Source organism: Trichocoleus desertorum ATA4-8-CV12 (assembly GCA_019358975.1).
Lineage (GTDB): Bacteria > Cyanobacteriota > Cyanobacteriia > FACHB-46 > FACHB-46 > Trichocoleus > Trichocoleus desertorum_A.
Genome location: JAHHIL010000029.1, coordinates 47,235 through 60,828, shown reverse-complemented (window position 1 = coordinate 60,828; position 13,594 = coordinate 47,235). Strand labels below are relative to the sequence as shown.

General features: G+C 47.5%; 15 protein-coding genes and 1 pseudogene. 8 read left to right on the top strand and 8 right to left on the bottom strand.

The window, feature by feature from the left end:
- Window positions 1-102: 102 nt before the first annotated feature.
- The 4 genes from KME12_18370 to KME12_18355 form a co-directional block, all read right to left on the bottom strand.
- Window positions 103-567, bottom strand: a complete 465-nt coding sequence (locus KME12_18370) for a hypothetical protein (GenBank protein ID MBW4489751.1) — start codon at window positions 565-567, stop codon at window positions 103-105.
- Window positions 568-693: 126 nt separating this feature from the next.
- Complete coding sequence (locus KME12_18365; GenBank protein MBW4489750.1) at window positions 694-1,206, bottom strand: hypothetical protein; 513 nt, start codon at window positions 1,204-1,206, stop codon at window positions 694-696.
- A 95-nt stretch (window positions 1,207-1,301) separates the two neighbouring features.
- Entirely contained in the window at window positions 1,302-2,348 is a 1,047-nt protein-coding gene (gene rtcA, locus KME12_18360) for an RNA 3'-phosphate cyclase (GenBank protein MBW4489749.1), read from the bottom strand.
- Window positions 2,349-2,508: 160 nt separating this feature from the next.
- Window positions 2,509-3,633, bottom strand: coding sequence for a transposase (locus KME12_18355; GenBank protein MBW4489748.1), 1,125 nt, complete (start codon window positions 3,631-3,633; stop codon window positions 2,509-2,511).
- Between the two features lie 45 nt (window positions 3,634-3,678).
- On the opposite strand from KME12_18355, the pseudogene tnpA reads away from it, so the two are divergent.
- Window positions 3,679-4,091: pseudogene (tnpA, locus tag KME12_18350) on the top strand (IS200/IS605 family transposase).
- A 37-nt stretch (window positions 4,092-4,128) separates the two neighbouring features.
- On the opposite strand, the gene KME12_18345 reads toward tnpA, so the two are convergent.
- Complete coding sequence (locus tag KME12_18345) at window positions 4,129-5,190, bottom strand: IS4 family transposase (protein MBW4489747.1); 1,062 nt, start codon at window positions 5,188-5,190, stop codon at window positions 4,129-4,131.
- A 315-nt stretch (window positions 5,191-5,505) separates the two neighbouring features.
- On the opposite strand from KME12_18345, the gene KME12_18340 reads away from it, so the two are divergent.
- From KME12_18340 to KME12_18325, 4 genes are all read left to right on the top strand, one after another.
- On the top strand, window positions 5,506-6,174 hold the full coding sequence (locus KME12_18340) for an HAD family hydrolase (protein MBW4489746.1): 669 nt from the start codon (window positions 5,506-5,508) through the stop codon (window positions 6,172-6,174).
- A gap of 210 nt (window positions 6,175-6,384) precedes the next feature.
- Entirely contained in the window at window positions 6,385-7,323 is a 939-nt protein-coding gene (locus KME12_18335; protein MBW4489745.1) for a hypothetical protein, read from the top strand.
- A gap of 9 nt (window positions 7,324-7,332) precedes the next feature.
- Window positions 7,333-7,857 (top strand): dihydrofolate reductase family protein, encoded by a 525-nt coding sequence (locus KME12_18330; GenBank protein MBW4489744.1) that lies wholly within the window; start codon window positions 7,333-7,335, stop codon window positions 7,855-7,857.
- A 167-nt stretch (window positions 7,858-8,024) separates the two neighbouring features.
- Window positions 8,025-8,891, top strand: coding sequence for a hypothetical protein (locus KME12_18325; GenBank protein ID MBW4489743.1), 867 nt, complete (start codon window positions 8,025-8,027; stop codon window positions 8,889-8,891).
- Between the two features lie 96 nt (window positions 8,892-8,987).
- Here the strand turns inward: KME12_18325 and crcB (KME12_18320) are convergent, their stop codons facing one another.
- From crcB (KME12_18320) to KME12_18310, 3 genes are all read right to left on the bottom strand, one after another.
- Window positions 8,988-9,386: a fluoride efflux transporter CrcB gene (gene crcB, locus KME12_18320; GenBank protein ID MBW4489742.1), complete on the bottom strand. Its 399-nt coding sequence runs from the start codon at window positions 9,384-9,386 to the stop codon at window positions 8,988-8,990.
- 69 nt (window positions 9,387-9,455) lie between these two features.
- Window positions 9,456-9,836 (bottom strand): fluoride efflux transporter CrcB, encoded by a 381-nt coding sequence (gene crcB, locus KME12_18315; GenBank protein MBW4489741.1) that lies wholly within the window; start codon window positions 9,834-9,836, stop codon window positions 9,456-9,458.
- Window positions 9,837-10,028: 192 nt separating this feature from the next.
- Window positions 10,029-11,555, bottom strand: coding sequence for a DUF3365 domain-containing protein (locus KME12_18310; GenBank protein ID MBW4489740.1), 1,527 nt, complete (start codon window positions 11,553-11,555; stop codon window positions 10,029-10,031).
- Window positions 11,556-11,697: 142 nt separating this feature from the next.
- Here KME12_18310 and KME12_18305 point away from each other — a divergent pair, with 142 nt between their 5' ends.
- The 3 genes from KME12_18305 to KME12_18295 all read left to right on the top strand — a co-directional run bounded on the left by KME12_18305 (window position 11,698) and on the right by KME12_18295 (window position 13,352).
- Window positions 11,698-11,880, top strand: a complete 183-nt coding sequence (locus KME12_18305; GenBank protein ID MBW4489739.1) for a hypothetical protein — start codon at window positions 11,698-11,700, stop codon at window positions 11,878-11,880.
- Window positions 11,852-12,298 (top strand): DUF29 domain-containing protein, encoded by a 447-nt coding sequence (locus tag KME12_18300; protein MBW4489738.1) that lies wholly within the window; start codon window positions 11,852-11,854, stop codon window positions 12,296-12,298. The genes KME12_18305 and KME12_18300 overlap by 29 nt, the downstream gene beginning before the upstream one ends.
- Before the next feature lie 244 nt (window positions 12,299-12,542).
- A complete protein-coding gene (locus KME12_18295) occupies window positions 12,543-13,352 on the top strand; it encodes a hypothetical protein (protein MBW4489737.1) in 810 nt (269 codons plus the stop codon).
- The last annotated feature ends 242 nt before the right edge of the window (window positions 13,353-13,594 follow it).

Sequence of the window (13,594 nt, the reverse complement as noted above, 5' to 3'; positions counted from 1 at the left end):
GCTCCAGATACTGCCGTTCTATTTCAGTGAGACACACAACGTATTTCTTGGGCATTGCCTGGGTAACTCGATCAACTAGCTCTATCTTACCCCAGAAGCCTGTCAAGCTTTTATTGACTGACCACTACCCTTTAAGGCATCTAGATCGAAGCGGAAGTAAGCGTTGCCGAATTGCAGCCAGATATTGTACTCAGGCGCATTGGGAGCTACGACCCAGCCGACACAAGAAGCATAGGTTTTCTGCAAAGGTGCGCCATAGATCACCACACGATCGCGCACATCCATAAACTTCGCCGGGGCTGAGGCGATCGCCGACATATTCATGATCACCGTATTTTCGGCTCCGCCTTCGTAGTAACGCGAGGCTGTCCAGAGGCGAATGGTAGAGGGACAGTTACCCAAAGACCGATGTACTGGCAAGGTGGTGTTAGGTGGCCCAGAGAGAATTTCTGGCACCTTGACGGGGGTCGTTTGGGCAGCAGGAACAGATGGGGTGCTGGATGGAATGGTAGGTTGAGCGATCGCGGGGGCAGCAGTGGATAGAAGCGCTAACAGGAACCCTAGCATGGTTGAAGTGAACCAAAAGTTTTGCATACACCAAAGTAGGGGGAAGGGCTGTGCATGACTCCAAGCTCTACCTCCCCCATTTCTTAAGCGGTGCGGTATGCCACTCTTTGAGCTGTCTACCCTTGACTAAGCTGCTGTCAGTTCGGCGTAACCTTGCAGGTTCTCTGGTTCAAATTGGCGTAGGACATGAGTGGCTTGGTGAGTTAGTTCTTCCGACCCCTTCACCACCACCAAGTATTTCCCAGCGTTGAGCCGATTGCGGTAGGGTAGCGCATCTCCACTTCCCACAGATAAACCTACGCCACCGCCAACGAAGAAAGCACCCAAAGCACCGGAAGCAGCCCCCAGTAACCCACCAATGATGTGGTTGCCCAATGCAGCGATCGGCAAGATGGCAATTCCGGTTAAATAGTTGAAGGCGTAACCCGCAACAAAGCCAAAAGGAATTAACCAAACAGCTAATCGCGTCGCTCCCTTTTTCGCCTGAGAGTTAGGGTCAATCAAGCCATATTCATCAGCACTTTTGTAACCTCTACCTAGAATATCTACCTGGTTTAGAGGTAAGCCTGATTTCTCTAAGGCTGTATAAGCTGCCTCTGCCTGGTTCCGATCTGGTAAAACCGCCACTAGATAATTCATAAAATCTCTTGCTTTCTCGCGCATCCTTTACCTTGAATGGTAGGCAGGGCAGTAGAACCTACTTCAGTCTGCGGGGAGAAATGGTTCAAACTTGGCTAACGATTGGGTGTAATGGTCACAACTTGAGTGTCAGGCGCGATCGCCACCTTAGCCAAACCAAACTGCTCAATTACCCAGGCGTTAGTCTTCAGGTGCAAGCTCACCTCTGCGACTCGATATTGGCTTGGTTCCGCCGCTAGAGCCGCAGGCAACAACAACTGATCCGCCAAATGCACATCGATCGGTGCCCCTGTCGCCTGAAACGCTAGAAACTCCTGTACGGCCATTTCTGCGACTTTTTCTGCCGCCAAACCCACTTTGCCAATTCCACTAAACCCGGCGCGGCTGTACTGATATTCTGCCGTGAGAAACATCCCCGCCCCAGGAGCAATGCCTCGCGCCCGTCGGGGTTGCACATCGGCTCGCAATTGAGCTTGCTGCAAGAGGTTATAAGCTCGGCTCGCCATCCGCTGCGGGATATGTGCGGGCAACTCTGTCACTACAGCCAACCCCTGCACCTGCTTCAGTTTTCCTCGCTCTAATACTTCCATGCCTTGTAGTGGCGTTTGGCTCTCCGTAATTTCTAGAGCTACCTCGCCGTTTCCCTGAGGATACCAACCCCAAGCTTGCAGTTGCATCTCCGCTTGCACCCCCATCTGCTGCACCATTGGCAAGTAGACTTGTTCGATGTAGGTGGCAGGAGGACTCCAAGGAACATGAGTGCCGCCTCGAAGCGTAACGTGGGAGTTGCCGGAACTGAGCGCCAAAGGCAGCAGAATCGTTTGCAAAATCAACATAATGGCTCCAGCCGAGCCTGCGCGAGTGGTTTCTGCTACGTCAAATTTGTACTGACCTGGTTGTGGCGAAATGGTGGGCTTAAATTCTAGCGTCGTGGAGCCAACTGCATCTCCTGTCAGCTCGGCTCGACATATCTTGGCTGCGGCTCGAACAGCGGTGAGGTGTTGAATCGCTAATCCTGGTTTCTTGCGCCCCGCACGGATGCGATCGATCCGGATTGGTTGCCCTGTGATTGCCGCCAAACTCAAGCTGGTGCGGAGGATTTGGCCGCCTCCCTCACCGTAGGAACCATCAATTTTCAACATAGCTCCACCCCACAGTTTCTCTCTTCTCTCTTAGGTTTACCGCTCTCTTAGGTTTACTGCACTATGCCTGTCGGCCACTCTCTCCTTTGACTACTGCTGCGGTAATCAGGTGAGCAATGCTTGATCCACTCCCACGGCTAAAGCGCGTGGGATTCGGGACTCAGGCAAAGATTGCAGGCTGAGCCTGACTGACATCTCCTAATCCCCAGGTTGAGATCCCAACCTGTTTGATATTCACAGCGGCGTTGCTATCTCGCTCATTCACTGACTGACAAGAGGGGCAGCGCCATTGTCTGGTTGATAGCTCCAGGGATTCCAAAACGTGCCCACATTTTGAGCAAGCCTTAGAACTGGGGAACCAACGATCAATGTAGGCGACGTGCTTACCCTTTTTAGTGGCGACCCATTCGAGAATTTGCAGAAATTCACGGAACCCTAAATCACTCACCTTTCGACCCCAGAGACGCTGCATTCCCTTCAGGTTCAGTGTCTCGAAGTACAGCACATCGAATTGTTCAGTCAGCTTGTGTGCCAACTTCCAGAACCAGTCCCGTCTGCGATTGGCAATGTCCTCATGCTTGCGAACGAGGTTCAACCGAGCCTTTTCGCGACCGTGAGAGCCTTTGCATTTACGGGAATGGTGACGACTGGCTTTTTGGATGGCAGCAAGTGACTGCTTGAAGAACTGCGGAGACTCAATACTGAAGCCTTCAGAGCCAGTGAGAAACGACTTCAGCCCGAAGTCAAATCCAGCGATTCTACTCGGCTCGGACTTTGCTTCTGGCTCAGATTCAGTCTCAACCACAACCACCATAAACAACTCCCCTAACGCAGTGCGCTTGATGGTCAGAGTCTTGACTTTGCCCTCGACCTCTCTGGAGTTCCAATACTGATAAATCCGCTCTCCAATCTTGACGCGATTACCCCCCAGGAATTTGTACCCTGCCTGTTTCAGGGTGAACGACTTGTATCGTCTCACCTTCTTAAAACCAGGTGGCCTGCCTCCTTTTTTGTGATGCTTAAAGAACAGTTGATATGCTTTCTCAATGCGTTGGCACACATCCTGCACAGCTTGAGAGCCAACCAATTGCCAGAAAGGTTTGCGTTTCCGTAGCTTAGAAATATGAGATTGAAGTTTTGCACAACTCAAGTGCTTACTCCACATCCGGTAGTAGCGTTTGTGGAGAGCAATGCAGTGGTTGTAGATGACTCCGGCAGCATTAATGGTCCGCTTTAGATGGCGGTTTCGCTTGTGCTGATAGAGCTTAAACTTCAATGTCTTCATGCTGTCTATGATACCATAGCCGTAGACCATAAGCAACTAAAACCTGTGGCTCAGAAGTACAGAAATTGCCAGACATCCGTGAGCTTATTGAATTACCACTTTGTCTGGATCGTCCGCAGAAGGCGACCTATCTAAGGCGACCTATCTTAGAAGGCGTTCTAGACCAGCGCTTAAAAGAATTGATAGCTCAGGCTGCTAGTGCAATCGATTGCGAAATTCTTGCCCTAGAAACTGACAAAGACTACGTTCACCTATTCATTAATTGCTTGCCAACCCTGGCTCCAAATCAAATCATTCAGCGCATCAAGGGGTTTACTTCTCATGAACTGAGGCAAGAGTTTCCTTGGCTAAAAACCAAGCTACCTAGCCTTTGGACTCGTAGTTATTTTGTTTCTACGGCTGGTTGTGTTTCTGGGGATACTATTCGTCGATACATTGATTCTCAGCGCTCAAGATAGTTGTTCGTCTCCGGCTCACCGCCTTATATCCCACCGCCTAGGTACGGGACAAAAACTGTAGAGCCTTGGAAAACTGATCTCCTTTCTGTTCCAAGTTGAGGACGATGTTACGCAGATAGTCAAATCCATAGCGAAATAAACTCTTGGCTCTGCGCCCATGCTTCTTCACCACCAACGGCTTGAGCTGATGCAACCACTCCCCAGTCAGAAAGACCCAGCAAAGGGCTAAGGAAAGCAGCGCCAGCAGTTTATTGAGTCGCTCCCCATCGCTTAGATGGGTCGATTCCAAGCAGAACCCCCGGCTTTTGAAGCTGCCAAACAGGGTTTCAATCCCCCAGCGCTTGGCATAATCTGTAATTGCAGACTTAGGAGCACTCTGAGTTGCAACCACAAGCAGGGTGCCATCTTCCAAGCGCAACGCCGCGATGTAGAGCCAATGTCCCCACAATCGTCGTTTGTGTCGGAGCACCTGTTGCTGTCCAGGCTGAAGTGCTTGAAAGACGCTGCTGACCTTCAGACGTTGACGACCCTTGCCCAAGATGTGATTGTGGCAGATGCGGATGCGGAAGGGAGTTCGTGGCTCTTGCAGCAAGTAGCGGAACCAGTCTTGGCCGATGAACTCTCGGTCGGCAGTCAAACAGGCCAGCGATCGCTCTCCAAAGCGCTCTAGAAACTGGTTGAACAACTTGATGCGTTCATCGGTGTTGGAATTGCCGGGTTTGTCGAGGAGGCACCAGACGACAGGAAAGGCAACACCTTCATGCACCACACCCAGCATCAGAATGTTGAAGGTGTGCTCCCCAAATTGCCACTGCGTCCGGTCGAGGGAGAGCACCCACGGTTCCGGAATCGCCATCAGAGCCATCACTGCCTGGGCGATCTCAGCATAATCGATGGCATAGTGGCGAAAAAACCGCTGGAGTCGTTTGTAGTGGGAATCAGTTTGAGCATTGCTACTGAAGGCTGTGGCGAGTTCAGCAAAGTTGATGGTTTTAACTCGCAGCAGAGCGATCAGGAAAGCGGCCAGAAAACTCAGTCTAGCTCCATGCCAAGTGAGGTGGGGACGCAAGGCATCTCGAAGTAAAGTAACCTGATGCATAAGGGTTTCATGCTCGGAATGTAGTAATTCTCATGAAACCCTTCCCTTAGATGTGTTTGCAAGCTTTTGTCCTGTACTTAGCCCACATGCTTTAGCATGTGGGCTTTACGGCGATTTCTGTAAAAAGGCGATCGCGCATAGATACAACCTCAAACCCAATCACCCGAATCGTCCGCTTATTCCGCAGCAACCCTGCCAAATCCATGCAGGTTTCTCGCTACAGTATCGAGTCTCAATCTTCTCATCTCCAAGACTGATGAAGTGATTTGTAGACTATGCCACTATGCAAGGAATTTGCTCAAAAGGGAAATTGCAGTGGCACTTAAAGGTGTAATTCTGGACGTAGATGGAACGCTAGTGTTGAGCAACGATGCTCATGCTCAGGCTTGGGTGGAAGCCTTTGCTGCTTCTGGTTATGAAGTTCCTTTTGAGAAAGTGCGGCCTTTGATTGGCATGGGTGGCGATCAAATCATTCCGCAGATGGTGTCCGATCTAAATAACAAAGAAGGGGTGGGAAAAGAGATTAGTACTCGCCGCAAAGAGCTGATTCTCAACAAATTTGGCAAGCAATTAGATTCCGCCAATGGTAGCCGAGACCTTGTTTTGAAGATGCAGGAACAAGGCCTACACCTGATTATTGCGACTTCCGCTACTAAGGAAGAACTGAAAATACTACTAAAAGTCGCTCAAGTAGATGATCTACTCCATGAAGCCACCGCCTCTGGGGATGCCGAACATTCCAAACCTGCGCCAGATATTGTGGAAGTAGCTCTAGCTAAAAGCCAAATGGCTCCAGAAGAAGTTGTGATGATAGGCGATACACCTTATGACATTGAGGCAGCAGGCAAAGCGGGAGTCGGGGTAATTGCGGTGCGTTCTGGTGGCTTCTCAGATGAGCAGCTAGTGGATGCGATCGCCATTTACAACGACCCAGCCGATCTCTTAGCTCACTATGACAATTCTCCTTTAGCTCAGGCAGCATAGTCGAAGTAGGGTTAGGCAGCAAAGCAAACGATGGAGAAGCCAGTCATGCAAGCAGCAACACAAATTGGCATCATTGCTGACACTCAGGGGCTTTTGCGTCTTGACGCGATCGCAGATTGAGCCACAACTTAACCGAATAAATTGCTAAGGAAAGTGGGTTGCTGCGATCTGACCAGTTTAATGGGGACAGGGTTATCTAGAGGTTTCTCAATGACAGCTCCTGTTCATAACACCGCTAGCAGCAGTCTTTGGCCGAGCCTGCCAGTAGCGGCATGGCAAGACACTTATGCAACCCTGCACCTGTGGACTCAGATTGTCGGTAAGATTCGGCTCACCCTGACTCCTAAACTCAATCATTGGTGGCATTCCACACTGTACGTCACACCCAGAGGCTTGACGACTTCTGCTATTCCCTGCCAAACCCGTCTCTTTCAGATTAGTTTTGACTTTCTCGATCACAACTTACTTATTGAAACGAGCGATGGGATGACCAGAAATATCCCTCTAGTTTCTCGCTCTGTTGCAGATTTTTACCAAGAGATCATTGGCACCTTGCAGGAGCTAGGGATTGCAGTTCAAATATGGACGATGCCGCAGGAAATTGCAGACCCGATTCGCTTTGAACAAGATCATCAACATGCCACCTATGATCCAGAGTATGCTCAGCGGCTTTGGCAGATTTTGGTGCAAACACACCGAGTGATGACTGTATTTCGCTCCCACTTTATCGGTAAAGCGAGCCCGGTACATTTCTTTTGGGGCAGCTTTGATTTGGCTGTGACTCGCTTCTCTGGCCGTCTTGCCCCAGAACATCCCGGTGGCGTTCCTCACATGGCCGATTGGGTGACTAGAGAAGCTTACTCCCATGAGGTGAGCAGTTGTGGCTTTTGGCCCGGAGGCGGCACCGTGGCAGAGCCGATCTTCTACGCTTATGCTTATCCTGGGCCTGAAGGGTTTCGAGATTATGTGATTCAACCTGTAGAAGCCTTCTATAGCCCTGATCTCCAAGAATTTGTTTTGCCCTACGCAGCCCTACAGCAAGCAACCGATCCTGATGCCATGCTTCTTGCCTTTTTGCAAAGCACTTATGAAGCTGCTGCTGATTTAGGTGGTTGGGATCGAGCTGCTTTAGAATCTAGTACTTATTAACCGAGGAAGATGCGCTCAATCCAACTGTTTATTGCTACGAGTTTAGATGGCTATATTGCCCGAACATCAGGAGCCGTCGATTGGCTATTGACAGACCAAGACTACGGCTACAGCGAATTCTTTGAGCAAGTCGATACAGTCTTGATGGGGCGTAAAACCTATGAGCAGGTTTTGAGTTTTGGGGAATATCCTTATTCAGAAAAACAAGGATATGTTTTCTCTAAAACTCAGCTCCAGCAGCGAGATGAAAATGTAGAATTTGTCAGTTCTGATGAGGCTATCTTTCTGAACGAGTTGTGTCAGGGAGATGGCAAAAATATCTGGTTAGTGGGTGGTTCCGAAATCATTCATTTTTGTCTTCAGCATGAGTTTGTCCATGAGCTGATTCTCTCGATTCATCCGATGATTCTGGGCAGTGGTATTCCTCTGATTGCCCAGGACCCCACCTTAGAGACAATCCTGGAGCTGAAGGATACCCGAACTTATGAGACGGGGTTGTTGCAAGTTTCCTACACTTTCCAAAAGCGCTCCTAAAGGCACGCGGTAAGACATATTCAGTCATCACACTCATCTCAAGTCTGGTTAGAACCCAATCTAGGGAGGGAATACTGGGATGGGTGGATTAGTTAGTGGCGCTTGCCTGTCAGCGGCTTGGCTACAGTTAATCACCTTCCACTGCCTAGACTTATTAAATTTTCACGATGGCCATCTCGAATAAGACACGCAAGATCCTTTGGAGACGCTCAGGCGATCGCTGTGCTGTTTGTCAGCGTCGATTGGTCATGCACGCCACTGAATCATACTTAGAGTCGGCGATCGGCAATGAATGTCATATTGTGGCACCCGAACCAGGTGGCCCCCGTGGTAGTTTTTCGCTGACTGTGGAGGAGCGAGATGACTACGCCAATCTCATTTTGCTCTGTCAAATCCATCATCAACTGATTGATGCTCAGCCTCACACATATCCTGTGGACATGCTGAAAGAGATCAAGCATCGGCATGAAACCTGGATACGGGATACCCTTAAGCTAAACCTGCCAGCAGCAGAACCCACTCCATCTCCTTTGCTGCTCTATAGAATGGAGACTGGCATCCAACTGATATCCCTATTGCGCGGTAGCCACGCTTCTCGGTTCCATCAGGACAATTTGGATAGTGACAGGACTGAACTAGCCAGCAGTTTCCTGCAAAACATCCAGGAGCAGCTGAATGGCTGGGATGCGATCGCCAAGCCAGAAAGAACTAGCCCAGAAAGAACTAGTCCAGATAGAACTAGCCCAGATAGAACCAAGGCCGAATTTGCTCTAAACAGAGCTATCTGCGACCTAGAGGCGAATGGCTTGCTGGTTTATGCGGGCCGACGGCAAGAGCCACACCAAGTAGAAAGTTTAGTAATCAACAATTGGCAAGTAGGCTACCTATTGGTGGTTAACCAAGTGAACCCCATTGCGGCCAATCGGAGTGAAGCCTTAGAACGGTTGATGGGATTTAAGCTGGCAGCAGATCGCGAGTTCGCCAGTTATATCCTGATTCAGCTACAGCATGAGCAAATCCGAGCAAGCGACTGAATCAGTCCTGCATTATCCAGACTACGCTCCATAAGTCAGGCAACGGGGTAAGCAGCCTGTTGGTGGCACATCCTAACCATAAATCTAGAGATTAGCCTATTGGGATTTTAGATTACCTAAAAGGATACCCGCTTGCACCGCAAGCATCCCAAACACTATGCTGCCCAACCAATAAATTAAGGCTACTGTACCATTACCTTGATCCACTTGAGTAAAGGTTTCTAATCCGTAAGTTGAGAAAGTGGTATAGGCACCACAAAAACCAGTCGCGATCGCCAACCGAGTTTCAGGTGAAAAGCTTTCAAGCCTCTTTTCGTTTAGAGTGTAAAACAAGGCAATCATAAAACAGCCTGTTACGTTGATGAAAAATGTACCGTAATAGGAATCTTTGCCAATCGCTGCCTGAGTGATTTCAGTGATAAAGTAGCGTCCTAAAGCACCTGGAATTGCACCTAAGGCGATCGCCATAACAGTACGAACAAAAGCATTTTGCATGGTCAAAAGTTTCTTTGATAGTTAAATAGATTGGCTTGGAGTTGATATTTTTACTCAAGTGGATGACTCTTATCCCACAATTAGGGTTGCCAAATAACGACCCACTACAATACCAACTACCGCCAAAACTGCACTACCTAGCCAATAAAAGAGAGAGGCTGCTTTCTGGCGATTTTTCCACAGCGAAACTGTATCGTAACCGTAAGTTGAAAAGGTTGTATAGGCACCCAAGAAACCAGTTCTGACCAACAAATCTGCTTCTGGTGGAAACCCTGGAATTGCCATAAACAAAGTAACGGAAAAACCCATTAATAAACAGCCCGTGAAATTGACAATAAAAGTTCCGTAAGGAAAATCTGTGCCGAAGGACTTTTTGCAAAACTCAGTCAAGTAATAGCGACTTACGGCACCTGGGACTGCACCGATCGCAATAGCTAAAACACCCAGCAAAGTAACATTTTGCAGCAATTGATACGCTCCTCAGTCAATTAAATCTATCGCTATATAGCAATCCTTTTTGATTCTTGAATGGGGTGCAGAGGTAAAACCCTTGCGTGGGGACAAAGCCCCCACCCCCTGTTCCCAATCCATTTGGGATTGCTATAAAAATGATTGAAAATGTTAATAGAGCGATCGCCTACTTCAAGTTACCGATGCAGGAGTCAGATAAAGGTTGGCATGGCTTTTCCTGCCTGTCAGCAAATAGGCCGTGATGGCTCCTTTCCCTTTGACCTCAATTGAACCTCTAAACTCGAAGCTGTAGTCATCCCGGAGGCATTCGTAGGTAGCAGCAGTGACTTGAATTTCCCCTGGTAAGCCATGAGATTCCATGCGACTGGCAACATTGACCGTATCGCCCCATAGGTCGTAGATAAACTTCTTGGTGCCAATCACCCCAGCTACTACTGGCCCCGTATTAATACCAATTCGGAGGCTGCAATTTTGGTGATAGCGGAGATTGAATTTGTGGATCTCCTCGCGCATAGCCAGAGCCATTTCGGCGATCGCTTGGGGATGGTCAGGTCGTATCGTGGGTAAGCCTCCCACCACCATATAAGCATCTCCAATTGTCTTGATTTTTTCTAGGTCATATTGTTCACTCAGGCGATCGAAGGCGGAAAAGATCTCATTCAACATCGCCACGAGTTCTTCAGGAGGCACTTGTTCGGCCAATTGGGTAAAGTTGACCAGATCCGCAAACAAAATTGTGGCCGAGGCAAAACCATCCGCAATATTGCTCTGACCGTCTTTGAGCTTTTGAGCAATGGGTGGAGGCAAAATATTCAGCAACAAGCGTTCCGATTTTCCTTGTTCGGTAGCCAATTCCTGATTTGCAGATTGCAATTGGGCTGTACGCTCAATTACGCGCAACTCCAACTCTTTAGAAGTTTGACGCAAGCGACCGATCACCAGTGCGATTCCTGACAACGCTAAAAGTGACAGAGTGCTGAGCATGAGGAAGGTGCCACGTAAGCCAGCATTGGTTTGAGCCATAAACGTATCTAGTGGCCGACTAATCGCCAGCGCACCTCGTACATCTCCTACCCGCCAATCTCGTTTAGGGCTATTGGGGTCACTGTTATGGCAACTGACGCAACTAGCCTGCATGATGTCCGCTTGGGCATAGCGCAGAGCAGGACGACCTTGAAAAGTTTCGATTCTATAGAACGGTTGCTCAGGATGTTGGGTTAGATAACGCAGAGCTTCGCGCTCAAAGTCATCCTTAGGGCCACCTTCAGCTTTGCGCTGAGGAAATGGGTAGGCACTATACAGCCGTACCGACATGCCAGGATTTTTGTCGCTCAGGTGATGGCTCAGCTCGATCAAATAGGTGGCTGGTACTGGGATCGCACCCGGCGTATCTGTGTAGTCATACGTCACTGTAACTCCGGGAACACCTGCGACTCGCCTGACTGCTTCGGAACTGTAGAGGGTGCGAGCTTCTTCAATGGCTTGAGCATACAAAGCAGCGCTCTGAAGTGCCTGAGACTCTATCAAGCTAGATGAGAGCCGCGACATATTCCACAAAGCTCCAGACACCCCAGCAATGAACAGGAGAGTCAGAATCAAAACGGTTTTTCTATTCAGTAGTTGCAGTAGAAATCGAATACCGTTTGAGAAAAAATGACGGGTGGAACGCTCAAACGAGTTGGCGGCTTCTCGATGCATTACCCTTTCCTAGTTGCTTGCGATGTTATCTCCCCATGACCAGTATCTACACCCGTTTCAGAGTAATTACTTAAACTCTGTATACTTTTCACACCAAAACCTAGTTTAACCGGAGAGTCGCCGAGCGAAAAATCAGTTCATCATGACTTTAGAGATCAGGTTTATCCCGAGTTGCGATCGCTCCGCCTTAGAATTAGGGCGATCGCTCATCCCAGAAAATTGCTTCCAGCATCAGAAGGCTATGATTGGGATGGCACTGGGTAAAGCTAAGGGCACTCCAGCAGAAGGAGCGAGTTATGAGCATAACTTACACCGCAGATTTTGATTTATGGATCAAACAAACAGCCCAGCTACTCCGCGATCGCCGTTGGCATGAAGTTGATCTGGAGCATCTGATTGAGGAAATTGAAGATTTGGGCAAGAGTGAACGGCGGGGAGTCACCAGTCAATTGATTCGCCTCCTACTGCACTTGCTCAAGTGGCAATATCAACCGCAACGCCGCTCTGATAGCTGGCTAGACTCTATTACGGATGCTCGGACTCAAATCAGTTTGGCTCTTGAAGACAGCCCTACTCTCAAAAGTTACCCAGCAGAATATCTGGAAGTAAGCTATCAACGCGCTCGACAACAAGCCGCTAAGCAAACCGGAATATCCCTTGAGGTTTTTCCAGAAACCTGTCCATATCCGCTGAAGTTAGTGCTTACAGAAGACTGGCTTCCAGAGGAAAACATTTCTGGTTAAGGTGTAGTGCGATCAATCTTTGAAAACTTCTTTTTGCACAGCGATCGCAACTATTTGAATCAGAATAAATACGAGCGCCCTAGCCTAATAGCAGAAGTTAGGCTTAGGAATTATTATAACAAAAAATATAGTACTAAGGTTATTAAGGTAATTTACTATGTAGAATCTTTATGAATAAGTTATTTTATCTCGATCAAGACGCTAGTATTACTTTAGGTAATGGGGTTTCTAAAGGAAGTGATATATGGGAGCTTATTCTACTTATCAAAATACTGATGGATTTATTCTAACTGAAGAACGGATACAAAAAATCCACGAAATCTTAACTAACCGCGGTCAAGCTATCAATCATGATTGCAAACCAAAATACAGAGTATTTCGCTCAGACTCTTTTGTTTTCGACACGAATGATATCCAAGTTATTTTAAGCGAAGGCAACTCAAAAACACAAAGAATAGAAGCAATTCAAATCGAAATGAGTTTTGAGAAGGAGTTATCACTTTCATTAACATTTTCTTCAATAACACAGCTTACAATTGGGGGGGAGAATCGAGATTTTGTGTTTCTTATATTTTCAGATTTAGACAGATACCTACGAAATGAAGTTAATGCAGTTGGAATAAGCAATCTTCAGAGGATTTTCTCTACAAGGAATTTTGCTATTTTTTTTGTTTCCGTTCTTGTAGCCTGGACTGCAACTTTACCTTCTTTACAGGTGCACAGAGTTGAGCAATATCAAAAACAATATGATAAAAGCCTTGCTCAATGGGAGACGGAACGAGACAAAAAAGTACAAGAAGAAATTGCAAAGACTAACAAAGCAGCAAATCAAGCCCTGAGCACTAAAAATACAAATGAGAAACTAGACTTTTTAATTAGAGAAAGAATTCACACTCCGCAGTCTTCTATTTCCACTTACCCAGACTACAAATATCCAAAAGGAACTTTTTTTGAGCAGCCATATTTCTTGTATGTTTTAATTCTTGCAATGTTGCTACCCTATGGTTTAGTGAGATTAATGATGTCTAAATTATATGAAAAAGATTTATTTTAATAGAAAAAGAAATTGAAAGATATTCTAGGGTTATAGAACTAAGAGATAAAATTCTATGGAGTATAGTTGTGGCATTTATAATTAGCGTACTATCAAGTATTGCTGTTTTATTTTTGCCACTATCGTCATCTCCAACCAAGGTTAAAACCTCACCTCAAAGTAAAAAACAAATCAATAAACATACTGGCAACTCAACTAAAAGTATTTATGGGATGTACTTGCCGACTTTGTAGCGCGTATCA

Coding starts and splice junctions, on each gene's coding strand:
- KME12_18370 (MBW4489751.1), bottom strand. CDS start 567: ATGCTAGGGTTCCTGTTAGCGCTTCTATCCACTGCTGCCCCCGCGATC.
- KME12_18365 (MBW4489750.1), bottom strand. CDS start 1,206: ATGAATTATCTAGTGGCGGTTTTACCAGATCGGAACCAGGCAGAGGCA.
- rtcA (MBW4489749.1), bottom strand. CDS start 2,348: ATGTTGAAAATTGATGGTTCCTACGGTGAGGGAGGCGGCCAAATCCTC.
- KME12_18355 (MBW4489748.1), bottom strand. CDS start 3,633: ATGAAGACATTGAAGTTTAAGCTCTATCAGCACAAGCGAAACCGCCAT.
- KME12_18345 (MBW4489747.1), bottom strand. CDS start 5,190: ATGCATCAGGTTACTTTACTTCGAGATGCCTTGCGTCCCCACCTCACT.
- KME12_18335 (MBW4489745.1), top strand. CDS start 6,385: ATGACAGCTCCTGTTCATAACACCGCTAGCAGCAGTCTTTGGCCGAGC.
- KME12_18330 (MBW4489744.1), top strand. CDS start 7,333: ATGCGCTCAATCCAACTGTTTATTGCTACGAGTTTAGATGGCTATATT.
- KME12_18325 (MBW4489743.1), top strand. CDS start 8,025: ATGGCCATCTCGAATAAGACACGCAAGATCCTTTGGAGACGCTCAGGC.
- crcB (MBW4489742.1), bottom strand. CDS start 9,386: ATGCAAAATGCTTTTGTTCGTACTGTTATGGCGATCGCCTTAGGTGCA.
- KME12_18310 (MBW4489740.1), bottom strand. CDS start 11,555: ATGCATCGAGAAGCCGCCAACTCGTTTGAGCGTTCCACCCGTCATTTT.
- KME12_18305 (MBW4489739.1), top strand. CDS start 11,698: ATGACTTTAGAGATCAGGTTTATCCCGAGTTGCGATCGCTCCGCCTTA.
- KME12_18300 (MBW4489738.1), top strand. CDS start 11,852: ATGAGCATAACTTACACCGCAGATTTTGATTTATGGATCAAACAAACA.
- KME12_18295 (MBW4489737.1), top strand. CDS start 12,543: ATGGGAGCTTATTCTACTTATCAAAATACTGATGGATTTATTCTAACT.